Genomic DNA, 21,812 nt, shown 5'->3' with positions numbered 1-21,812 from the left:
GGGACGATCGCATGGCAAGGTGGCTAGGCAGGAGATACAGGTCTTGTAAGGGAGCGCTGGTGGTCATGACGGCGCTGGCGCTGGTCGCCTGTGCGGGCCAGGAGGCGCCGCCCGAACCGCAACCGGTGACGGGGCGTATCCTGGTGATGCCGGGGCTGAACCCCAATGCCGAGGGGCGGTCGTCTCCGGTGACCGTTCGTCTCTATCAACTGCGCGACCGGGAGGCCTTCCTGGACCCGTCGCTGCAGGAGCTGGTCATGCAGGATACCGACACCCTCGGTGCCGCCTTGCTCTCCCGTGACTCCTTCGAGCTCTGTCCCATGGAGATGGGGGCCACCGAGGCATCGGCCGGTGGTGTGCCCTGCCAGGGGGAGGAGCGGACCGTGACCCAGGTGTTTTCCCCCGAGGCGCGTTATCTGGCGGTGATGGCCGAGTTCTTCGATGTGCGGGATCCCTCCGCCCAATGGCGGGCCGTCGCGGCGCTTCCCCAGGGAGGCGTGGAGGAACGCAACGCGGTGACCTTCACCATCACGCTGGACGGGGTGCGGGTAGCCATCCAGATCGACTAGATGTTGGCCAAGGGAGAAGGCACTGATGTCACGCAACAGCCGTGTGCTGTGGAGCGAGGGACTCTTTCTCGAACCGCAGCATCTGCAGCAGCAGGATCGCTTCGTCGAAGGCTATGTCGCCGGTCGCCTGGCCGTCCATGGCACCCATGCCTGGGGGTTTCAGGAGCTCGAGGTCGATACCGACCTGCTGGGCATCGGCAAGCTGGGGCTGCGCGTCGCACGTGGAGTCTTCCCCGATGGCACGCCGTTCGATATGCCCGGCGACGCCCCCTTGCCAGCGCCGCTGGAAGTGCCGGCCGAGGCACGCGATCAACTGGTGTACCTGACCCTGGCCCTGGAGCGGGAAGGCGCCGTGGACGTCCGCCGGGAAGGGGCTCCGCCCGGCCTCTACCGCTACCGGGCGGATGTCCTGGAGGTCCGCGATCGGGTACTGGACAGTGCGGTATCCACCCCGGTGGAGGTGGGGCGGCTCGAGACCCGACTCGTCCTGGCCGGCGAGACGCTGGATGAGTATGCCTGCATTCCAGTGTGTCGGGTGAGTGAGGTGCGTCCCGAGGGGCAACTGGTGCTGGACGAGGCCTTCCTGCCGACGGTGGTGCGTTGCCGGGCCTCGGAGCGTCTGCAGGGCTACGTGAACGAGCTGTGCGGCCTGTTGCAGCAGCGCGCCGAGATGCTGGCGGGGCGTGTTACGGCGAGCGGCCAGGGGGGCGCCGGGGAGATCGCCGACTTTCTTATGTTGCAGATCGTCAATCGACATATTCCGGTCGCCCTGCATATCGCCGCCTCGACCCATGTGCCGCCGGAGGCCTTCTATCGCTTTGCCATCGCCCTGGCCGGGGAACTGGCGACCCTGACCCGGGAAGACCGCCTGCCACCGGAGATGGAGCCCTACCGTCACGGCGACTTGCAGCCGTCCTTCGAGAGCGTGCTCGGGGTCCTGCGGGCCGAGTTCCGTACCGTGCGGGAGTCGCCGGCGGTGCAGATACCGCTGGAGAAGACCGGTGCCCACGGGGTGTGGGTGGCTCGGGCCCAGGATACCTCGCTGTTTCGCTCGGCCAGCTTCGTGCTGTCGGTGGGGGCCGCCGTGCCCAGCGAGGACGTGAGGGCCTATTTCCCGGCCCACGCCAAGGTGGCGCCGGTGGAGCGCATCGCCGAACTGGTCAACAACAACCTCCCCGGCATCCGGCTGGTGCCCATGCCGACGGCCCCGCGACAGATTCCGCAACTGAGCTCCCGGGTGTACTTCGAGCTGGACAGCTCCCATCCCATGTGGGAGACGCTGACTGAGTCGGGAGGCATGGCCGTGCATGTCGCCGGGCAGTATCCCGACCTGAAGATGGACCTCTGGGCCATTCGTGGAGGTGGGGCATGAGCGACGAGCGGCCGCCGCCCGGTTCCGGCGATCGCACCATCATTCGGCCGAGCCCGGGCGGACGCACGGCATCTCCCCAGTCTTCTTCCCCAGGTCTGGGACGCGGGACGCCGAGCCCGCCGCCGTCGTCCGCCGCCGGGGGGGGCGGGGCTCCGGCACTGGCGGCGTTCGGTACCACCGCACTGAACCCTCTGGTGGAGGCGGCGATGCCGCTGCTGATGCTCTGCTGCGGCCTGCGTGGCACCCGGGATCACGCCGATGTCGCCACCCTGCATGCGGAAACCGTGCGTCAGGTGCAGGCCTTCGAGCAGGCCGCGGCCGAGCGGGGCGCCGCGCGGGAATCCATCCTGGCGGCGCGCTATGCCCTCTGCACCTTTATCGATGAAGTGGTCATGAATACCCCCTGGGGGGCCAACAGCCTGTGGCCCGGGCGAGCCCTGCTGCTGACCTTCCATCGTGACAGCGCCGGCGGCGAGAAGGTGTTCCAGATGATCGAGCGGGTGCTGGCCGATCGCCAACCGCGGCGTGACCTGGTGGAGTTCTTCCATGTCTGCCTGGCCCTGGGCTTCCAGGGGCAATACCGGGTGACCCCGGGAGGGGAGGCCCGGCTCGCCGAGCTGCGTGAGCGTCTCTACGAGCGGATCCGGCAGTGGCGAGAGGCCTCGTCGGACGAGCTGTCGCCGGCCTGGCGGGGCGTCGAGGATCGGCGTAACCGCCTGGTGCGTACCTTGCCGGCCTGGGTATGTGTCGCGCTGGTCCTGGTGATCGGCAGCGCCGTCTACTTCACCCTGCACAACTGGCTGAACGGCGCCACGGCGCCCGTGATGGCCCAGCTCAACGAGGTTCGCCAGGCCACCTTCGAGTCACCGGTGGATCTGCCGGTGCCGGCGGTCGAGAGCCGCCTGACGCTGGCCGATCTGCTGGAAGGGACGGCCCCCGAGCGTCTGCAGATCGAACGCGGCGAGGGCGGGCGCACCACCGTGATCCTGCGTGGCGAGGTATTCGCCTCGGCCAGCATCGAGGTGACCGACGAGTTTCGTTCCTTGCTGCGCCAGATCGGCGATGCGATCCAGCAGGTGCCCGGCAGTGTGCTGGTGGAAGGGCACAGCGATAACGTGCCGATCCGCTCCGTCCGCTTCCGCGACAACTACGAGCTGTCCCAGGCCCGGGCGGAGAGCGCGGCGACCCTGCTGCGTGAACCGCTCAGCGACCCGGATCGCATCGATTTCGTCGGCATCGGCGCGGATCAACCGCGCTACCGTCCCCCGGACGAGCCGGCCAACCGGGCCCTGAACCGCCGCATCGAGATCCTGCATCGTCCGTCGGGAGGTGCCCCGTGAAGGCCCTGTTCTCGATAGTCCGGCAACGCTGGTTCCTGGGCCTGATCGGGGTGGTGCTGCTGGCGCTGCTGATCTGGTACATCGGGCCCTATATCGCCATCGGTGCCTTCGTGCCCCTGCACAGCCCCTGGGTGCGGCTGGGCGTCATCTTCGTGCTGTTCGCGGGCTGGGGCCTGCTGCAGTGGCTGCGCGCGCGGCGCGTCAAGCGGGCCAGCGAGCGGTTGGGCGACGCCATCGTCGCCACGGCCGGGTCGGAAGACCGCCGCAGCGATGAGCTGGGACGACGCTTCGAGGAGGCCATCGGCTTCCTGCGCGAGTCCGGCAAGGGCAAGGATCTCTATCGGTTGCCCTGGTACGTGATCATCGGCCCCCCCGGTTCGGGAAAGACCACGGCGCTGCGTCACTCCGGACTGACCTTCCCACTCGATCAGAAGTACGGCCGGGACGCCCTTCGCGGCGTGGGCGGCACGCGTAACTGCGACTGGTGGTTCACCGACGAGGCGGTGCTGCTGGACACCGCCGGGCGGTACTTCAGCCAGGATTCCAGCGCCGGCTCCGATGCCACCGAGTGGCAGGCGTTTCTCGACCTGATGCGCAAGTATCGCAAGCGCCGTCCCGTCAACGGCGTGCTGGTGGCGCTGAGCGCCACCGACCTGCTCGACCCTTCCCCGGAGGCCCGCGAACGCCACGCCGACATGGTGCGTCGCCGGATCGACGAGCTGCAGCGTCAGCTGGGCATCCAGGTCCCGGTGTACTTCATGGTCACCAAGTGCGACCTGATTGCCGGCTTCGTGGAGTTCTTCGATGACCTGGATCACGAGGGGCGGCTGCAGGTCTGGGGCATGACCCGACCGGAGCCGGTGGCCGGTGGGCGGCCGAGCGAGTGGCTCGAGGGGGAGTATGCCCGGCTGCTGGAGCGCCTGGACGCCCGCCTGCTGGAGCGGTTGGTCGAAGAGCGGGAGCCTCAGCGGCGCGCCCGGCTGTTCGGCTTCCCCCGACAGATGGCCGGCTTGCGGGAGAGCCTGCTGCAGTTCGTCGCCGATACCTTCGAGGGGTCCGGCTACGACCGGCCGGTGATGCTGCGGGGCCTCTACTTCACCAGTGGCACCCAGGAAGGCACGCCCATCGACCGCATGATGGACAGCCTGACCCGGGTCTACGGGATGCAGGTGTCGGGCGCGTCTCCCGTCGAGGCCGCGCCGGGGGGCCAGGGGCGCAGCTATTTCATTCATCGCCTGCTCAAGGCGGTGATCTTCCCGGAGTCGGGGCTGGCCGGCGTCAACTGGCGCCTGGAGGTGGGCCGGGCCCTGGCCCAGAACGTCGCCTATCTGGTCCTGCTCGGCGTGCTCGGCATCGTGGTGGCGGGCTGGGTGACCAGTTATCAGTACAACCGCGGCTACCTGGCGGACGTGGGCGCCGCACTGGAGGCTCATGCCGAAACGGCCACCCGGCCGGTCCCGGGGGAGGCCGGGCTGGCGGAGGTGCTACCGCGCCTGGATGCCCTGCGCGACGTGGCGACGGAAGCCAATCGCCATCGGGGGAGGGTGCCCTTCCTGATGGGCCTGGGGCTCTATCGCGGGGAGGCCGTGGGGACCTCCGCCGACCAGGCCTATCTCCAGGGCGTGCGCGAATTGCTGGTGCCACGGGTGGTGAAGCTCATCGAGCGGCGGCTGTCGACGCCCAATGTGTCGCCCACCGACGTCTATGCCTACCTCAAGGGCTATCTGATGCTGGCGGATACCGAGCGCCTGAATCGCGACGAGCTCGATGTCATCGTCCGCGAGACGCTGCTGCGCGAATACCCGCAGCAGCGCGCCATCGCCCAGGCGTTGTTCGAGCACTTCAGCGCCTACACGGACAGTGCGCGCTCCTTCCCGGCGGTCGGTGTCGATGAGGAACTGGTAGCCCGCGGCCGCGCCTCGCTGCGTCAGGCCTCCGTGCCGGCCTTGATGCTGCGTCGGCTGGAGACCCGCTACGACCAGCGCCACGAGGAGGCCCTGCGGCTCGATGTGGAGGCCGGGCTCGGCAGCGACCTGGCATTCCGCCGGCGCAGCGACACGCCGCTGTCGGAGCCCGTTCCGGCGCTCTACACCCATGCCGGCTTCGAGCAGATCACTGGCCAGGAGGGGGGCGACCTGGTGAGCCGCTTCCTCGAGGAGCGCTGGGTGTTCGGGGAGGCGACGCTCCCCGGCGGTCGGGCGGCCCATCTGACCCTGGCTGAGGACTTCGTCCGCTATTACGAAGAGGCCTATATCGACCACTGGGAGGCCCTGCTGGACGACCTGGACCTGGTGCCCTTGCTGCAGGTGGACCAGGCGATCGACCTGCTGGCGGTCATCACCGGCCCGACCTCGCCGCTGCGCCGCCTGATGGAGACGATCGCCGCCCAGACCCGTTTCCCGGCACCGGAGGCCGAGGGCGAGGGCGAGGGCGAGGACGAGGCGCAGGGCGGGCGACTCGACGCCTTCCTGGGCTTCGTCGATCCGGGACGCGAGGAAGAGCCGCAGGAAGCGGCCGTGCATCCGGGCGCGCGCATCGATGCCCACTTCCAGGAGTTCCACCGCTTCGTGCTGGGAGAAAACGGCGAACCACCGATGGAATCGCTGATCGCCCGCCTGACCCAGCTCTATCAGGAGCTCAGTGCCCTGGGCGGCGGGTTGGGCAACCAGGACGCCATGCAGCTGCTGGGCGGGGCCGGGGGCGAGACGTTGCGTCGCCTGAGTAGTGAGGCGGCCCGCGCGCCGGCACCGTTCAACGAGTGGGTGGATGAACTGGCCGGTTCGGGGCAGGAAGTCGCCATGCGCAACCTGCGCGGTCAACTCAATCGGCGCTATCGCGATGCCGTGCTGCCCATCTGCCAAGAGCTGGCGCAGGGTCGCTACCCCTTCGCCCCCGGCAGTGCCGAGGATATTCCCCCCGGCGACTTCGCCCGGTTGTTCGCCCCCGGCGGGGTGATGGACGCCTTCTTCCAGGAGAACCTCGCCAGTCTGGTGGATGCGCCCGGGGGGCGCTTCCAGTGGCGTAGCGACGAGGCCGCCCGCGTGGGCATTCCGTCCTCGGTACTGGCCCAGTTCCAGCGTGCCCAGATGATCCGTGAGATGTTCTTCGTCGGGGGCGCGGGGCCGCGGGTGGCCTTCTCGATGACACCGCGCTATCTGGATGCCCGGGCGCGGCAGTTCCAGTTCGCCACGGGCGAGCAGATATTGAGCTACCGGCATGGGCCGCCCCTGGCCCGGCGCTTCGTCTGGCCGGGCGACGGCGGCCAGGACACGGCGGTGATGTTCGAGGACCGTGGCGGACAGCGGCCCAATGTCGCCTATTCCGGTAGCTGGTCCTGGTTGCGTGCCTTCGATGCTGCCCAGCCGGCGGCGCAATCGGATACGGCCTACCTGGTCAGTTTCAACGTGAGCGGCTATTCCGCCCGGGTGCTGGTGCAGTTCGAATCCTCGCGCAATCCACTGCGCAACAATGACTGGCGGCGCTTCCGTTGCGCCGCGGGATTGTAAGGTCATGGCTCGGGGCATTGCCTTGGGGTTCCATGGCAAGCTGCCGTGCCGGGGAGATTTCGTCCGTCGGCGGGTGGCCGGCGACTTCCTGGCGGTCTGGGACGCCTGGCTGTCCCGCTGCCTGCACGACTCCCACCGGCGCCTCGGCGGGGGCTGGCTGGACGCCTACCTGACCAGCCCGCTATGGCGCTTCGCCCTGTCCGCCGGGGTCTGCGGCGAGAAACCCGCGACCGGGGTACTGATGCCCAGCGTCGACTCGGTGGGGCGCTATTACCCGCTGACCCTGGTCGGGACCCTGCCCGCGGAGAGCTCGCTGTTCGGCCTGGCGGTGCAGGAAGGGGCCTGGTTCGAGGAACTCGAGGCGCTGGCCATGAGCGCGCTGGAAGACGACCCGGCGGTCGATCTCGAGCACTTCGACCAGGCGGTGAGCGCCCATGGCGAGCGGCTGCAGCCCTGGGCCGCCGAGGCCGCCAGCCGCCTGCTGGCCCCGCTGAAGGGCCCCACCTGCTTCGCCCTCGAGTCGCTGGAGCAACTGGTGCCCGCCCTGTTGGCGATGCAGCAGGCGCTGCTGGGTCGCCAGCAGGGCTTCAGCCTGTGGTGGACCGAGGGATCCCGTCGGATCCCGCCCTGCCTGCTGCTGCAGGCCGCCTTGCCGGGGCCGGAACGCTTCGCCGCCATGCTCGATGGCGAGTGGCAGAGTCATGGCTGGGAGAGTCGTGTGGTGCGTTGGCAGGCCCCCCGGGCGACGCTGCAGGACGCGCCCTCCCTGCACCTGCCGCGCTTGAGTTCGGCGAGCGTCAGCCATGTCGGCAAGGTGCGCAAGGTGAACGAGGACGCCTGCCTGGACCGCGCGGATCTGCGCCTGTGGGCCGTGGCGGATGGGGTCGGCGGGCACGAGGCCGGCGATGAGGCCAGCCGCAGCGTGATCGATGGGCTCCAGCAGGCCGCCCACGGCGGCGAGCTGCAGGAGCGGGTCAACGCCCTGCGCGATGTGCTGGCGGTGGCCAACCGGCACCTCTGGCATGCGGCGCATCGGCCGGAGCGGCCGGTGACCAGTGCCAGTACGGTGGTGGCGCTGCTGACGGGGGTCGAGGAGTGTTGCTGGCTATGGGCCGGTGACAGTCGCCTCTATCGCCTGCGCGATGGTCAACTGACCCAGTGCACCCGCGATCATAGCGTGATCCAGGAGCTGATGGAGCGTGGCGAGCTGACGGCCGCCGAGGCCAGCACCCACCCGCAGGCCAATATCATCACCCGGGCCGTCGGGGCCGCGGCGGAGCTGGACCTGGAGAGTCGCTTTTCCGACCTGCGGCCGGGCGACCGCTTCCTGCTCTGCTCGGATGGCGTGCATGGCTTCGTGGCGCCGGACGTCATCCAGGCGGCCCTGCAAGACGAGTCGCCCCGGGAGGCGGTCGACACCCTGCTGAGGGCGGTGCTGGCGGGTGAGGCCAGGGACAACTGTACGGCGGTGGCCGTCTTTGTGGACTGAGCTCGTGGAGTGAGGTGGTGGATCGAGCTCGTGTACCGGAACCTGATGGGGCCCGCTGATGAAAGACCGGAAGAACGACGAGTCTGGTGCCGCCGCCGACCGCGGCGATGCCGAACAGCGAACCCGCTTGCCGGGCGGTATCGCCGAGGGTGACGCGGCATCATCCGATGAGGCCACCCGGGTGGGGGGCTCAGACGAGGAGGCGACCCGGCTGGCCGGTAGGGACGAAAACAGGGGCGAAGGAGCCTCCGCCCAGACCGGCGGAACGGTATCCAACTGGTCGCGGCCGGAGTTCTGGGGGGAGCCCGCCGCGGGGGCCATCGGCCCGGGGTCCGTGATCAAGGAACGCTTCGTGCTCGAGTCGCTGCTCGGGCAGGGCGGCATGGGCTCGGTCTACAAGGCCCGCGACCTGCGCAAGGAAGAGGCCCAGGACAGCCAGCCCCATGTGGCCCTGAAACTGCTCAGCGACGAGTTCCGCCAGCATCCCGACTCCCTGGTGGCGTTGCAGCGCGAGGCCAAGAAGGCCCAGCGCCTCGCCCATCCGAATATCGTCACCGTCTACGACTTCGACCGCGACGGCACCCGGGTCTTCATGACCATGGAGTATCTGCAGGGCGAGCCGCTGGACGTGGTCATCCGCCGCCGCGGCGCCGTCGGCGGCCTGCCCCGCAAGGAGGCGTTGCAGATCATCGAGCGCATGTCGCGGGGGTTGGCCTATGCCCATCAGGAGGGCTTCGTGCATTCCGACCTCAAACCGGGCAACGTCTTCCTGACCCGGGAGGGTAACGCCAAGATCCTCGACTTCGGCATCGCCAGGGCCGCGCGCGTGCAGGCCGGATCGGAGGACGGCGAGCACACCCGCTTCGACCCGGCCACCATCGGGGCCATCACCCCGGCCTATGCCAGCCCGGAAATGCTCGCCGGCGAGGTGCCGGAACCCGCCGATGATGTCTATGCGCTGGGCTGTGTCGCCCATGAGTTGCTGACCGGCCTGCATCCCTACCGGGACGCCTCCGGGCGCAAGCTGCCGGCCGACGAGGCGGCCCGCCGGGGCCTGAGGCCACCGGTGTTGCACCGGGTACCCAAGCGGGTGTCGCGGGCCATCGCCGCCAGCCTGGCCTTCGATCGGGCGGAGCGTCTGGCCGATGCCGGCCAGTTCCTGCAGGCCATTCAGCCGCCTGCCAAGCTGGGCCGGACCGTGATCGCCGCGCTCGGGGTCCTGGCGCTGGGGGCCCTGATCTCCTGGTGGCTGCTGATCCGCGAGAGCGACCTCCTGGTGACCCTGGATGACCTGCCGCCGAGCCTCGAGACTTCCCGGGAGCACCTTATCCAGGGCAATGAATTCTTCGAGGCCGGCGACATCCCCCAGGCCCATCGTCATTACACCCTGGCCTGGGAGCAGGTGGCGGAGCGGGAGGACATCGGTGGCCGGGATCGCAACCGCCTGCGGGTGCTGGTGGACCGGCGCACCGATGCGGTGATGGATCACTACCTGCGCGAGGCGCAGCGCGACGACCTGGATGAGTTCTCGCTGGAGCTACTGCGTATCAGCCTGGAGTCCCTGGCGCGCTCCGAACTGGGCACACGCCGGGAGCGGCTCAACGAGGCCATCGAGGAACTCGATGCCCGCCTGGAGTAATCTCCAGCGCTTCGTCCGGGCTCTCCCGCAGACTTTCCAGAAGCCTTTCCAGAAACCCAGGCCACGCCTCGACCCAGCAGCAACGGTGGTCGAAGCCGTCGACCACCTCCACCCGGGCCTGGGGGTCGTGGCGGGCCGCCTGTCGTACCAGCGCCGCCGGTATCACACGATCCTCCGAACCGACCAGGTGCCATTGCCGGATTCCGGCATCCAGGGGCGGTGCCTCGGCGAGGCGCAGCGAGCCCTCCAGGGGCAGGTAGCCATGGTGGCGTGTCCAGGCCGCATGATCCAGGTTGGCGGCGATGGTGACCAACGCCCGGACATCGTCTCGGCGCCCGGCCAGCAGGCGCGCCAGTAGGCCGCCACCGCTGTGGCCGATCAGCACCAGGCCGTCGATCTGCCATTCCGCCACCAGGCGGTCGAGGGCCCGGTCCATGGCGTCAACCACGGCCTCGCCGTAGCGCTGGTCGGTCCACAGCCGGGGCTGGCAGGCCGGATCCGGCGGGTGGCGGGCGTAGCAGGGCCGGTGCAGCAGCAGCCGCGGTCCCGGGTCGCGATCCATCAACTCGAGCGCCAAGGGCCGGCGCGGCGTGGGGTCCCGGCTCGGATAGCGGCCATGCTCCCAGGGGGTGCCGTCTCCGGTCAGGTAGACGTGCCACGGCCGTGGTGACGGCCGCGCGCCGGAGGGCCGATAGACGGTGAGCCGGAAGGGCGGGGCCGGGACACTGTCGACTCCATAGGCGCGTGCCTCGGCGGCATCATTGTGGCGCTGGGCCGGACTGGAGCAGGCCGCGACAAGCACTATACTGATCAGCAGGCTTGCGAGCCGTGTCAGCTTGCCGCGACATATCCGCCGAAGGCGGCCGAGACTCGGCGGGGTCGAGGTGGGGACGGTGCGATCCATCAATAAAAGCCTGACGCCTTGGGCAGGGAGAGTCTCGTGAAATCCGTACATGCACCCGATCATAGCCCGGCCTTCCGCAAGCGTCTTTCCCATCTTTCAGCGGCCTGTGTGGCGGGGAGTGTGCTGCTGCTCGCCGGCTGTGCCCCCAATGGCGCCATGGTCGGGGCGGACCTCGCCGCCCGGGCCGACTCGGTGGACGACCTCTATATCGTCGACTGCCTGCTGACGGGGCAGGTGCGGCGCCTGGGGCAGCGGACCACCTTCCTCACACCGCGTCGGGCGATACGCACCACCGCGCAGGATTGCCGTATCCGCGGTGGGGAGTACGTCGCCTATGACCGTGCCGACTACCGCACGGCCTTGAACGTCTGGCTGGAGCCGGCCGAGGCCGGCGACCCGGAAGCCCAGAACTACGTGGGCGAGATCTTCGAGAAGGGCCTGGGAACGGAGCCGGACTACGTCTCCGCCGCGACCTGGTATCGACGTGCCGCGGATCAGGGCTATGCCCGTGCCCAGATCAATCTGGGGTTCCTCTACGAGCAGGGCCTGGGCGTCGCGGAGGACCGGACCCGGGCCCTGAACCTGTATCGCCGGGCCTCCGGCGCGGTCGAGGATCCCCTGGTCTATCGCTCCGACGTGACCGCCGAGATGGAGGAACTGCGGGCGCGGCTCGGCGCCCAGGTGGACCAGGCCGAGCGACAGGCCCAGAGCCTTCAACAGCAACGCCAGCGCCTGATCCAGGAGCGGGACGAGCTTCAGCGGCGCCTGGCGCAAGCCCAGGCCAGTGCGGCCGACACGGGGGCCCAGGCCCGGGCCCGGGAGCTGGCCGCGCAACTGGAGACTGCCCGTGGCCAGGTCGACAGCCTGGAATCCCAGGTCCAGCGTGCCAGCCAGGAGCGGGAGGCGCTGGTGGCCCAGATGCGCGAGCTGCCGGAAGCAGAGTCCCAGGCCAGTCCCGAACCCGCCGCCGAGCCGGATCCGGAGTCTCGGGCCCAGGCCAGCCCCGAGCCGGAGCCCGCCGCGCCCGGGCCGGCCAGCGTTGCCGGCCTCGACTTCGGACGCTACTACGCGCTGGTGATCGGCAATCAGGAGTACCAGTTCCTGGACGACCTGGAGTCGCCGCTGACCGATGCCCAGCGCCTCCGCCAGGTGCTGCAGAATCGCTACGGCTTCAACGTGATCTTCCTGCCGAATGCCAACCAGGTACAGATCCTGTCGGCGCTCAACGATCTCCATGGCCGGATGACCGAGCGGGACAACCTCTTGATCTACTACGCCGGCCACGGCAACCGTTCGAACCGCGAGGATGGTCGGCGGCAGCGCAGCTACTGGCTGCCCGTGGATGCCGAGGCGGAGCGCCTGGTGCGCTGGATCAATAACGCCGTGGTCAGCGACCATCTCGACCGGATCCAGGCACGCTCCATCCTGGTGCTGGCCGATTCGGTGTTTGCCAGCGGCATGGCCTCGGACTCCAGTTCCCTGCTGCTGGGCAGTGGCCAGCAGCAACTGAGCGACGACGAGATTCGTGCCGGGCTGCAGCGCCGCTCCCGCATCGTCATCTCCTCGGGCGGCGAACGGCCGGTGCCCGACCTGACCGACAGGCCCCACTCCCTCTTCTCCCGGTCACTGATCGAGGTGCTGGAGGGCAACCAGGGCGTGATGCGCGAGAACATGCTGTTTGCCCAGGTGGCCGTCAATGTGCGCAGGAGGGCATCCGGTGCGGGGGGGCCGCAGACGCCGGAGATGCGCCCGATACGCGCGGCGGGTCATGAAGGCGGGGACTTCTATTTCGTACCGGTGGCGGGGCAGCGGGTGGCCTCACGGTGACCCGATAGGAATCGGGGTTCTCCGACCACCGCCTGGAGGGAAACCGATGAGCGATGTCGAACGAAACCCCGAACGGATCCGCAATATCGCCCTGACCGGCTTGGCGGGGGTGGGCAAGACCCGCCTGGCCGAGGCGCTGCTGGCCGCCGCCGGGGAAGTGGAGGCCGCCGACCCGCCCAAGGGGGCGCCCCTGGGCGATACCCAGGCGCCGGCGGCGACCCCGCAGCACTCCATCACCGCCTCCCCCCTGGGCCTCGCCTGGGAGGGGACCTGGATCAACCTGATCGATACCCCCGGCTACGCCGATTTCCAGGGCGCGGTGCTCTCCATCCTGCCCGCCGTGGAGACGGTGGCGGTGGTGATCGACGCCGAGCGCGGCGTCGATGCCATGGCCCGACGCATGATGGCCTGGGCCGAGGCGCGCGGCCTGTGCCGGCTGATCATCGTCAACCGTATCGATGCCGCCCCGTCGCGACTGCCGGCGCTGCTGGAGACCCTGCGCGAGCAGTTCGGGCCCCAGTGCCTGGCCCTCAATCTGCCGGCCCAGGGGGCGACCCGGGTGGTCGACTGCTTCTTCGCCCCGGAGGGGGAGGCGGACTTCGACTCGGTGGCCGAGGCTCACGAGCGGCTGGTGGACCAGGTGGTGGAGCTGGACGACGAGCTGATGGCGCTCTACCTGGAGCAGGGCGAGGCCCTGGCCCCGGAGCAGCTCCATGACCCCTTCGAGGCGGCCCTGCGCCAGGGCCATCTGGTGCCGGTCTGCTTCGTCTCGGCGGCCGACGGCGTCGGGGTCGAGGCGCTGCTGGAGGTCGTCGCGCGGCTGATGCCCAACCCCCGGGAGGGCAATCCGCCGCCCTTTCTGCGAATCGAGGCCGAGGGCGCGACGGCGTTCCCGGCGCGGCCGGATCCCCAGGCCCATGTGCTGGCCCATGTGGTGCGCATCGAGCACGACCCTTACCTGGGCAAGGTGGCGCTGTTTCGGGTCCACCAGGGCACCGTCAGCCGCGATACCCGGCTGTTCGCCGGCGAGGCCCGCAAGCCCTTCCGGGTCGGCACCCTGTTGCGTTTCCAGGGCCGTCGGCCCCAGGCGGTGTCGCGCTGCGGGCCCGGTGAGCTCTGCGCCCTGACCAAGGTGGAGGAGGCGACCCTGGACAGCGTGCTCCACGACTCCCACGACGAGGACCATATCCGCCTGCGCCCGGTGGCCCTGCCGGCGCCGGTGTTCGGCCTGGCCATCCAGGCCACCCGCCACGGCGACGAGCAGCGCCTCGCCGAGGCGCTCGCCAAGCTGGTGGAGGAGGACCCCGGACTGGAGGTGGACCAGGACGGCGTGACTCAGGAGACGGTGCTGCGCGGCCTCGGCGAGCTGCACCTGAGTACCGCCCTGGAGCGGCTCGCTCAGCGCTTCAAGGTGGAGGTGGAAACCAGCACGCCCTCCATCGCCTACCGCGAGACCATCGCCGCCGGCGCCGAGGGGCACCATCGGCACAAGAAGCAGAGCGGCGGCGCCGGTCAGTTCGGCGAGGTGTTCCTCAGGGTCGAGCCGCTGCCTCGCGGGGCCGGTTTCGAGTTCACCGACACCATTCGCGGCGGCGCCATTCCCTCGTCGCTGCTGCCGGCGGTGGAGAAGGGGGTGCGCCAGGCCCTGGCCGGCGGCGCGGTGGCGGGTTACCCGCTGCAGGACCTGCGCGTCACCGTGCTCGACGGCAAGACCCACCCGGTGGACTCCAAGGAGATCGCCTTCGTGATCGCCGGCCGCAAGGCCTTCCTCGAGGCGGTGCGCCAGGCCAACCCCCTGGTGCTGGAGCCCCTGGCCGAGCTCTCCGTGGAGGCGCCGGGGAACGCCATGGGCGACCTGACCGCCGACCTGACGGCCAGTCGCGGGCGCATCCTCGACACCCGGACCCTGGGCGACCAGGTCAGCCTCCAGGCCCTGGTGCCACTCGCCGAGGTGCTCGACTATCCCAGCCGCCTCAATGCCCTGAGCGGCGGCGCTGGCACCTACGGCCTGCGCTTCAGCCACTACGAGCCGGCCCCGGAGAACGTGCAGCAGCGGCTGATCAGGGCGTATCGACCCAAGGAGGAAGAGAGCTGAAGGCCCAGCGCAGGCGGTTGGCCGTCGGAACCCCAGAGGCTCAAGGGCGACATCGTGGGCAGCGAGAGGGGATCAGTGCAGCCAGCCATCAGTAGATACTGAGGGGGTGGAGCCATCGCCAAGAGCCGTAACTGACAGGCCTCTGTCCTGCGGAGACATGACCTCAGGGAATCAGGATGACCTTGTCGGAGCCTCCCGAGTCGATGTCGCGATAGGCGGCCGCCGCATCCGCTAATGGCAACTCCGTGAGGTCGCCAGGGATCGGGAGGGTCCCCTCCTCGAAGGCGGTACCGATGTGTTCGCGCATCCTGGCACACGCCTCCAGGCTATAGAGCAAGGAGTTGATGCCGATGATCGAGCCACCGCGCCGGTAGAGGTCGAGCACCGGCGTGTCGACCTTCCCATCGACCGGTGCGGCTATCACCAGGATTCGCCCAAAGGGGGCAAGGCTATTGACCGCTGCCGGTAGCCAGAAGCCGGTGGTATCGAAGATGACGTCGGGCGGCGAGGACGCGAAGCGCTGCTTTACCTGCTCCGGCAGTTGGGCGGCATCGCTCAACGGCATCGCCTCGATCCCGTCGGCTTCCAGCTCCTGGATGACCTCGGCGCGGCGTGCCGCGACCACCACTCTGGCCCCCCTGGCCGTGGCCAGGGCCTGCGCGGCTCTGGCCACCGCGCCGGCGCCAAGGATCAGCAGGCGGGTCCCGTCCTGGACCCCGCCGCGTTCCAGGGCATCCCAGGCGGTGATATAGGGCACGCCGCAGGCGGCTGCCTGGGCAAAGGAGAGGGCTTCGGGCTTGGGCGCCACCGCCTTGGCCGGCACGGCCACATACTGGGCATGGCAGCCGTCGCGGTAGAAGCCGAAGCCCTTGCCGGTACCGCCCCAGACAGCCTTTCCCATCAGCTCGGGTGGGCCTTCTACCACCACGCCGGCGAAGTCTCGTCCGGGAATGCGCGGCAGGGTGGTGTAGGAGAAGCGGCCCAGGACATTCTTCACGTCGCTGGGATTCAGCCCTGCCGCCCGCACCTCGACCAGCACCTCGCCAGTGGCCGGGGTCGGGGTGGGCAGCTCGAGCCACTGCAGCGAGTCGAGGCGGGTCGCAGAAAATTGTATGGCTTTCATAAGGGACCTCGAGAACGGGGGGCGGGCATTGCCGGACGGCGCGTCAGGGGCTCGGCCTCGTCAGGGACTCAGCATAGCCCGATTCAATAGTGGCTGCCCGGCTAGGCGCAAGGTCCCCTGGGCGCCGCCATCGCTTCGTCCGTACCGGCTACTCCGGGGGCAGCTTGTCGGTGATCCGACCGAGCCGTTTGAGACCGTCATGCAGTTCGGTCCCGACCTCGGTCAAGCCGTAGGTCACCTTGGGAGGCACCCCCTCTTCGTGGCATCGCCATATCAGCCCGGCGTGCTCCATGACTCGGAGGCGCTCGGTCAATACCTTGGCCGAGATGCCCTCGATAACGGTGCGCAGGTCGCCGAAGCGCAAGGGCCTTCCCTCGCCCAATACCCAGAGCACCTGAAGGGTCCAGGTGCCGCGCAGCAAGCGTCCCAGCCGCTCTAGGGGGCAGGTCTTCGCCGATATCTCAGGGTGGGGGGCAGGGTCGGTGAGGACGGACTGAAGGGAAGTGTCGCTGTTCATGATCACCTGCTCGGTGGGGGGCTGAGGCCTAGTCACCATTTGGTAACTACTACCGCCAATGTCTAGTGTTCTAGTCACGATTGTAGTCGGGGCCGGGGGCGCTGCACACTCTGTCGTGGGGCTGCGTGGCCCGGTGGGGCGAGGGCACGCTGAGCTAGGCTCGCCGGTGGGGCAGGGGCGCCATCGGAGAGGACAGGCGACTGCGTTGAATTGACCGTCCGATCACGGCGATCGGGAGGTGGTTGGTAGGGAGGTGCTATTTCCATGGTGGTTGCGCTTGCTTCACCTTTTGAGTGAAGCATTTCATGCCTAAGGATGAGATATCACGATGAGCAATCAGGCAATACAAGCCGAGCAAGAGTGTCGCTTCCAGCATTCCTGTGGTGCGATCGAGCTATTGATCGAGCCCATCGAGAAGGATCTGGGAGATTTTTCGGCCCGTCGTGTCCTGCCGTCGGTCGAGAGGAAGATGGTTGGACCATGGATCTTCTTCGATCATATGGGGCCCGCCGATTTCTCGCCGGGGCGGGGCATCGATGTGCGCCCTCATCCTCACGTCAACTTGGCGACGGTGACCTACCTGTTCGAAGGGGAGATCTTGCATCGAGACTCCCTGGGCAGCCTTCAGTGCATCCGTCCCGGTGATATCAACCTGATGGTTGCCGGCCACGGCATCGTCCACTCGGAGCGGGAGCGGCCGGAGGTGCGCCGTGTGGCACATCGCCTCCATGGGTTGCAGCTATGGCTGGCATTGCCCGAGAAGGACGAAGAGATCGATCCCGCCTTCTACCATTATCCCTCGAAGGATATTCCGGACACCCTGGCCGGAGATGTTCCTGTGCGGGTCATGATGGGAACCGCGTACGGGGCCGTCTCGCCGGTCAAGACCTTTGCCGAGACGCTCTATGTGGAGGCCCATCTGCAGCCGGGACAGACCCTTAGCGTACCGGATGCCGAAGAGCGGGCGGTCTATGTGGCCAAGGGGGAAGTGATGGCGCGAGGTACCGTTATTCCGGAGTATTCCATGGCCGTATTTGGACAGGAGAGTGGCATCATCCTCGAGGCGGTGAGGGAATCGCGGATCGCCATTATCGGTGGCGAGGCCCTTGGCGAGCGTTTCGTGGAGTGGAATTTCGTATCGAGTCACCAGGAACGGATAGAGCAGGCCAAGCGGGACTGGCAATCGGGCGCCTTTCCCAAGGTCCCGGGGGATGACAGCGAATACATTCCTTTGCCGGAGTGAGCCCTTGTCGGAGTGAGCCACGCCATAAGCCTGAGTGGGGCTCTGCTTCAGTTTGTGCCCGGGAGATGATACGGCTCTGTCGTGGCAGAAAAGGGCGATTCCTGCCATCGGGGAGATTTTTCTTTCAACAGCTGCCTGTCATCCTTGGCGGGTGATTCTGTGTGTTTGTGTGAGAATTTGTTGGGGTGTTCTCTTTTTTTATGGTTACCATTTGGTAACTATACCCCGCATGTTCTAGCTTTAAATGGCATCGGTTTTCGATCAGAAAATCGTGATCAATGCGTTCTGATTCAATGGTGTTTTCGCACAAATAGTGAAAAAAACGTGAATAAGGAGAGCGTGATGAGATCCATACCAGTACTCCCAGCTATCTCAAAAACCATACTAGGATTTTTGGTTAGCACGATGCTGTTCGCCTTCCAGGCACAGGCGCAGGAGGAACCGATCCCCGGGATTACTCGCCAGCCTAGTGAGGCGGCAGCAGATGCGCTGATTGATCCTAATGACGTTGTGGTGCTCTTGCTCGATCACCAGACCGGCCTGTTCCAGACGGTCAAAGACATTCCCGTCGATGACCTGCGGCGCAACACGGTTGCATTGGCCAGGATCGCGCAACAGATCGATGCACCGGTCATACTGACGGCGTCGGAGCCGGACGGACCCAATGGCCCTCTGATGTCGGAATTTGATGAGGTGATACCCGATGCGACTTATGTCGCTCGGCAAGGCGAAGTCAGCGCTTGGGATAACGATGACTTCGTCAGGGCGGTGGAGGCCACCGGGCGCAGGACCTTGGTGATGGCAGGGGTATGGACTAGCGTATGCGTTGCTTTTCCGGCCCTGCAGGCACATGCGGATGGCTACAAGGTCTATGCGGTGATGGATGCATCAGGCGATCCCAGTGAGATGGCATCCAGGACCACCCTCGCTCGCTTCACGCAGGCGGGCATTATTCCGGTAACAACTAATGTGATGCTGAGTGGGCTCCACAGGACCTGGAACCGGGATGACGCCGCCGAGTGGGGGGCGCTGTATAGCGAACTGGTGCCAAATTATCATGCGGTTAGCGAGAGCTACCTGCGTGCCCAGGAAGCCGCCAATTGAACCCGGTTGCCGGGGCCCGGATGCTCGATTTCCCGGGGGGCAACGAATAGCCGCTTGGGACTTCGGTGAGAAAACCAGGGGGGCTTGAGGAAGGGAAGGTGGCATCCCGCTGAGGATAGCCACCTTCCCTTTTCTGCTTCGGGGCGCATGGCCCTGAATGCCCGCCATCGGCACAGCAGGGCCAGGCCGCTTACGCCAGGTCGAAGAGCAGGATCTCCGCGCCTTGCGTGTCGGTGACTTCGATGGGTTCGCCCGGCGCGAAGGCCGCGGCGTCGCCGGCGGTCAGGTGCTGGCCGTTGACCTTGGCCTCTCCCCGCGCCATATGCAGCCAGGCATGGCGGACACTCGGCAGTGGTGCCTGCTCGCCAGCATCGAAGCGCCCCGAATAGAGGTTGATGTCCTGATTGATGCTGACCGAGCCATCGCGTCCCTCCCGGGAGGCGACCAGGCGCCACTGTCCCTGCCGCGCCTCGCTGGGAAAGCGCTTCTGCTCGTAACCGGGGGCGATGCCTCGCCGCTCGGGTTCGATCCAGATCTGCAGGAAGTGCAGTTCCTCGTCGTCGGAGTTGTTGAACTCGCTATGCACGACGCCCGTGCCCGCCGACATCCGCTGGACGTCCCCCGGGCGCATGGTCGCCCCATGGCCCATGCTGTCCTGGTGCGCCATCTCCCCCGCGAGGACGTAAGAGATGATCTCCATGTCCCGGTGGGGGTGGGCGCCGAAGCCCGCGCCGCCCTGGACCCGATCCTCGTTGATCACGCGCAGCGAGCGGAAGCCCATATGCTCGGGGTCGAAATAGTCGGCGAACGAGAAGGTGTGTCGCGAGCGCAGCCAACCGTGATCGGCATAACCGCGTTCAGCGGAGCGGCGTAGTTTCATCGGTGTCTCCTTCAACGGGTGGGGAGGATCGCTCCCCTCTTGATAGTAAGCATGTTAATAGATTGAGTGAGTCGAATAAAAGAGAGTTATTTTGCCCAGATCGTTTGATTTTTTAGGATGATTTGCGGCGGGATTGCGACCCTGATTCCCGCGATGGCGAGCTAGGTGAAGCTCCAGCCGAGGCGGCCGTCCGCGCGGCGTTCCAGCGGCGGGCACTCTCCCTGGCGGTGCTCCGGGGCGTGGCGATTGAGGGTCTTGGCCAGCCAGTCGGCCTCGTTGGCCGTGGCGTGCTCCAGACGGAAGCGTCGTCGGCGCAGCGGCGTCAGCCACAGCTCGCGCCAGGCGCCGCGGCCGGCATGCCAGCGGCAACCCACCAGCATGGCCAGCTCCGGGAAGTGTTCCTCGTGGCCGCGGATCCCCTCGTAGTCGTTGATCAGGTCGCCGCAGCCGTAGAGGATCGGCCGCCCTCGGTAGCACTCCAGTCCCTTGGGATGGTGGGCAGAGTGGCCGTGGATCAGGTCGGCCCCGGCGTCGATCAGCCGCTGGGCCAGGCGCCGATGCTCGGCCGGCACCGCATGGCCCCAGTTGCCGCCCCAGTGCACTGAGGCCACGACGAGATCGCCGGGGCGCTTGTCGGCGGCGATGGCCCGAGCCATCGCCTCGTCTTCGGCCGTCACCAGGTTGACTCCCGAGCGGGTGTCGGTGGCCCGCCACTGTGCCGGGATACCGCTATCGGCGAGCCCCAGGCTCCATACCAGCAGGCGCCCGCCGTGGGGCAGTGGCAGCACGGCCGGTCGGCTGGCCGCCTCGGTGTCTTCTCCCGCACCGGCATGGGCGATGCCCGCCGCGTCCAGGCCCGCCAGGGTCTCGGCGAGTCCCTCCCGGTCCCAGTCCAGCACATGGTTATTGGCCAGGGCGCAGGCGTCGATGCCCGCCGCGGTCAGGCAGCCGAGGTTGGCGGGATGCATCCGGTAGTGGATGCCCTTGCCGGGCCAGGGGCGGCCCTTGGCCGTGATGGCGGTCTCCAGGTTGATCAGGCGCAGCGTGGCGCCGGCCAGCTCCGCCAGGGCCTCGCCCCAGGGGTAGCCGAACTCGACAGGGCGGGGAATCTCGCCGCCGGCGCGCTCCGCCAGGCGTACATAGTCTCGGGCATCCTGCACCCAGGGCTCATGCAGGCGAGGGTCGCCGGGATGTGGCAGGGCCTGGTCGATGCCGCGCCCCAGCATGACATCGCCGGCCAGCATCAGGGTCAGGCTAGCGTCGGAAGCATGGGCGAGGGCGCTGGGACGCATGGCGAGGCTCCGGCAAGGTGTGTCTGACGGGGCGGTGCCCCTTATCTGGAGGATAGCGGACCCCGGGGTGGCCGATGGAGGCTGGCCACCAGCTCGCGCATCCGCGGCAGGTGGCTGCCGTGCCAGTAGAGCCGGTCGCAGTCGCGGCATCTCAGGAAGTGCGTCACATGACGGCGGGTCAGGGGCTCCAGGCGGTGCAGTACCTGCGCCTTGGGGACCGCCACGAGTCGCCCGTTGCAGTGGCTGCAGCGGGTGAAGGGGGCGAAGTGGTCGTGGAGATCGAAGGCCGCGCAGACCTCCTCGAGCTGGCGGCGCGGGGCATCGGCGCGCACATAGTGGCCGAGCGTGATGCAGCGGCGCATCAGCAAGCGACGATCCCGGGTCAGCAGCACTCGCGCCTCCTCGGCGCTGCAGGCGGCCAGCTCGGCGTCATGCATGTCATTGCGGTAGCGGCAGTCGAAGCCCAGCAGGCGCAGGTAGCCGGCCAGGCGGCCCAGGTGCACGTCCAGCACCCAGCGCGGCGGCAGGGCGGGCCGCGGACGTAGATGATGGACGCGTACCAGGGCGGGGGTCTGCGACCAGGGGTAGACGTCGAGGCGTCGTGGGACCCCCTCGGCGGGATCGAGGCGGTGGTCGAAGCCCACCGAGACGCCGTCGACGACGATGACATTGATCTCGGGATGGGGGATGCCCTGGGCCTCGATCAGGTCCTTGATCGAGGTGCGACGATCCAGGCACGGATACAGGGGGCACCGGCGCCGCGGCGGGGGCAGGAAGTCATTCAGCTCGGCATGGACCTGGATCTCGATACTGGCCATGGCACCTCCCGGGGCGACTCCTCTCAGGGTAGTCGCCGATCTAGGACGCTGCGGCCATGGGCATGAAGCACGGTGGTAACTATGTTTAACTAAC

General features: G+C 67.9%; 16 protein-coding genes. 10 read left to right on the top strand and 6 right to left on the bottom strand.

Annotation, left to right across the window (positions count from 1 at the left end):
- The first annotated feature begins 65 nt into the window (after window positions 1-65).
- From tssJ to ACQ1W9_RS14350, 6 genes are read left to right on the top strand one after another with little or no spacing between them, the layout of a single operon-like run.
- Window positions 66-569 (top strand): type VI secretion system lipoprotein TssJ, encoded by a 504-nt coding sequence (gene tssJ / locus ACQ1W9_RS14375; protein ID WP_431023983.1) that lies wholly within the window; start codon window positions 66-68, stop codon window positions 567-569.
- A gap of 25 nt (window positions 570-594) precedes the next feature.
- On the top strand, window positions 595-1,941 hold the full coding sequence (tssK, locus tag ACQ1W9_RS14370; protein WP_431023982.1) for a type VI secretion system baseplate subunit TssK: 1,347 nt from the start codon (window positions 595-597) through the stop codon (window positions 1,939-1,941).
- Window positions 1,938-3,281 (top strand): type IVB secretion system protein IcmH/DotU, encoded by a 1,344-nt coding sequence (icmH, locus tag ACQ1W9_RS14365; RefSeq protein WP_431023981.1) that lies wholly within the window; start codon window positions 1,938-1,940, stop codon window positions 3,279-3,281. Before tssK ends, icmH begins: the two co-directional genes overlap by 4 nt.
- Window positions 3,278-6,787: a type VI secretion system membrane subunit TssM gene (gene tssM / locus ACQ1W9_RS14360; protein ID WP_431023980.1), complete on the top strand. Its 3,510-nt coding sequence runs from the start codon at window positions 3,278-3,280 to the stop codon at window positions 6,785-6,787. The genes icmH and tssM overlap by 4 nt, the downstream gene beginning before the upstream one ends.
- 4 nt (window positions 6,788-6,791) lie before the next feature.
- Window positions 6,792-8,276 (top strand): type VI secretion system-associated protein TagF, encoded by a 1,485-nt coding sequence (tagF, locus tag ACQ1W9_RS14355; protein ID WP_431023979.1) that lies wholly within the window; start codon window positions 6,792-6,794, stop codon window positions 8,274-8,276.
- 58 nt (window positions 8,277-8,334) lie between these two features.
- The gene (locus ACQ1W9_RS14350) at window positions 8,335-9,915 is read left to right on the top strand and encodes a serine/threonine-protein kinase (RefSeq protein WP_346063818.1); all 1,581 of its coding nucleotides are present in this window, start codon (window positions 8,335-8,337) and stop codon (window positions 9,913-9,915) included.
- On the opposite strand, the gene ACQ1W9_RS14345 is transcribed toward ACQ1W9_RS14350, so the two are convergent.
- Window positions 9,875-10,819: an alpha/beta fold hydrolase gene (locus ACQ1W9_RS14345; protein WP_431023978.1), complete on the bottom strand. Its 945-nt coding sequence runs from the start codon at window positions 10,817-10,819 to the stop codon at window positions 9,875-9,877. The two genes, ACQ1W9_RS14350 and ACQ1W9_RS14345, sit on opposite strands and share 41 nt — an antisense overlap.
- Before the next feature lie 36 nt (window positions 10,820-10,855).
- On the opposite strand from ACQ1W9_RS14345, the gene ACQ1W9_RS14340 reads away from it, so the two are divergent.
- On the top strand, window positions 10,856-12,646 hold the full coding sequence (locus tag ACQ1W9_RS14340; RefSeq protein ID WP_431023977.1) for a caspase family protein: 1,791 nt from the start codon (window positions 10,856-10,858) through the stop codon (window positions 12,644-12,646).
- 46 nt (window positions 12,647-12,692) lie between these two features.
- Window positions 12,693-14,741 carry an elongation factor G gene (gene fusA, locus ACQ1W9_RS14335; RefSeq protein ID WP_431023976.1) on the top strand — a complete coding sequence of 683 codons (2,049 nt, stop codon included), beginning with the start codon at window positions 12,693-12,695 and terminating at the stop codon, window positions 14,739-14,741.
- 163 nt (window positions 14,742-14,904) lie between these two features.
- Here the strand turns inward: fusA and ACQ1W9_RS14330 are convergent, their stop codons facing one another.
- Entirely contained in the window at window positions 14,905-15,864 is a 960-nt protein-coding gene (locus ACQ1W9_RS14330) for a quinone oxidoreductase family protein (protein WP_431023975.1), read from the bottom strand.
- A 148-nt stretch (window positions 15,865-16,012) separates the two neighbouring features.
- Complete coding sequence (locus ACQ1W9_RS14325; RefSeq protein ID WP_431023974.1) at window positions 16,013-16,381, bottom strand: winged helix-turn-helix transcriptional regulator; 369 nt, start codon at window positions 16,379-16,381, stop codon at window positions 16,013-16,015.
- A 328-nt stretch (window positions 16,382-16,709) separates the two neighbouring features.
- On the opposite strand from ACQ1W9_RS14325, the gene ACQ1W9_RS14320 reads away from it, so the two are divergent.
- A complete protein-coding gene (locus ACQ1W9_RS14320; RefSeq protein WP_431023973.1) occupies window positions 16,710-17,624 on the top strand; it encodes a pirin family protein in 915 nt (304 codons plus the stop codon).
- Between the two features lie 405 nt (window positions 17,625-18,029).
- Entirely contained in the window at window positions 18,030-18,728 is a 699-nt protein-coding gene (locus ACQ1W9_RS14315; RefSeq protein ID WP_431023972.1) for an isochorismatase family protein, read from the top strand.
- 190 nt (window positions 18,729-18,918) lie between these two features.
- Here ACQ1W9_RS14315 and ACQ1W9_RS14310 read toward each other — a convergent pair whose 3' ends face one another.
- The 3 genes from ACQ1W9_RS14310 to ACQ1W9_RS14300 all read right to left on the bottom strand — a co-directional run bounded on the left by ACQ1W9_RS14310 (window position 18,919) and on the right by ACQ1W9_RS14300 (window position 21,718).
- Entirely contained in the window at window positions 18,919-19,608 is a 690-nt protein-coding gene (locus tag ACQ1W9_RS14310; protein ID WP_431023971.1) for a pirin family protein, read from the bottom strand.
- 161 nt (window positions 19,609-19,769) lie between these two features.
- Complete coding sequence (locus ACQ1W9_RS14305; RefSeq protein WP_431023970.1) at window positions 19,770-20,900, bottom strand: CapA family protein; 1,131 nt, start codon at window positions 20,898-20,900, stop codon at window positions 19,770-19,772.
- A 41-nt stretch (window positions 20,901-20,941) separates the two neighbouring features.
- The gene (locus tag ACQ1W9_RS14300) at window positions 20,942-21,718 is read right to left on the bottom strand and encodes a Mut7-C RNAse domain-containing protein (protein WP_431023969.1); all 777 of its coding nucleotides are present in this window, start codon (window positions 21,716-21,718) and stop codon (window positions 20,942-20,944) included.
- Window positions 21,719-21,812 lie beyond the last annotated feature (94 nt).

This window comes from Halomonas sp. H5 (assembly GCF_050613175.1).
Classification (GTDB): Bacteria; Pseudomonadota; Gammaproteobacteria; order Pseudomonadales; family Halomonadaceae; genus Bisbaumannia; species Bisbaumannia salifodinae.
This window is presented reverse-complemented; position numbering and strand designations above follow the sequence as displayed.

Excerpts from the sequence above, each read along its gene's own strand:
- ACQ1W9_RS14300 (WP_431023969.1), bottom strand. The coding sequence starts at position 21,718 with ATGGCCAGTATCGAGATCCAGGTCCATGCCGAGCTGAATGACTTCCTG.
- icmH (WP_431023981.1), top strand. The coding sequence starts at position 1,938 with ATGAGCGACGAGCGGCCGCCGCCCGGTTCCGGCGATCGCACCATCATT.
- ACQ1W9_RS14320 (WP_431023973.1), top strand. The coding sequence starts at position 16,710 with ATGAGCAATCAGGCAATACAAGCCGAGCAAGAGTGTCGCTTCCAGCAT.
- ACQ1W9_RS14315 (WP_431023972.1), top strand. The coding sequence starts at position 18,030 with ATGCTGTTCGCCTTCCAGGCACAGGCGCAGGAGGAACCGATCCCCGGG.
- ACQ1W9_RS14350 (WP_346063818.1), top strand. The coding sequence starts at position 8,335 with ATGAAAGACCGGAAGAACGACGAGTCTGGTGCCGCCGCCGACCGCGGC.
- tssK (WP_431023982.1), top strand. The coding sequence starts at position 595 with ATGTCACGCAACAGCCGTGTGCTGTGGAGCGAGGGACTCTTTCTCGAA.
- tagF (WP_431023979.1), top strand. The coding sequence starts at position 6,792 with ATGGCTCGGGGCATTGCCTTGGGGTTCCATGGCAAGCTGCCGTGCCGG.
- ACQ1W9_RS14310 (WP_431023971.1), bottom strand. The coding sequence starts at position 19,608 with ATGAAACTACGCCGCTCCGCTGAACGCGGTTATGCCGATCACGGTTGG.
- ACQ1W9_RS14330 (WP_431023975.1), bottom strand. The coding sequence starts at position 15,864 with ATGAAAGCCATACAATTTTCTGCGACCCGCCTCGACTCGCTGCAGTGG.
- ACQ1W9_RS14325 (WP_431023974.1), bottom strand. The coding sequence starts at position 16,381 with ATGAACAGCGACACTTCCCTTCAGTCCGTCCTCACCGACCCTGCCCCC.
- ACQ1W9_RS14345 (WP_431023978.1), bottom strand. The coding sequence starts at position 10,819 with ATGGATCGCACCGTCCCCACCTCGACCCCGCCGAGTCTCGGCCGCCTT.
- ACQ1W9_RS14305 (WP_431023970.1), bottom strand. The coding sequence starts at position 20,900 with ATGCGTCCCAGCGCCCTCGCCCATGCTTCCGACGCTAGCCTGACCCTG.
- fusA (WP_431023976.1), top strand. The coding sequence starts at position 12,693 with ATGAGCGATGTCGAACGAAACCCCGAACGGATCCGCAATATCGCCCTG.
- tssJ (WP_431023983.1), top strand. The coding sequence starts at position 66 with ATGACGGCGCTGGCGCTGGTCGCCTGTGCGGGCCAGGAGGCGCCGCCC.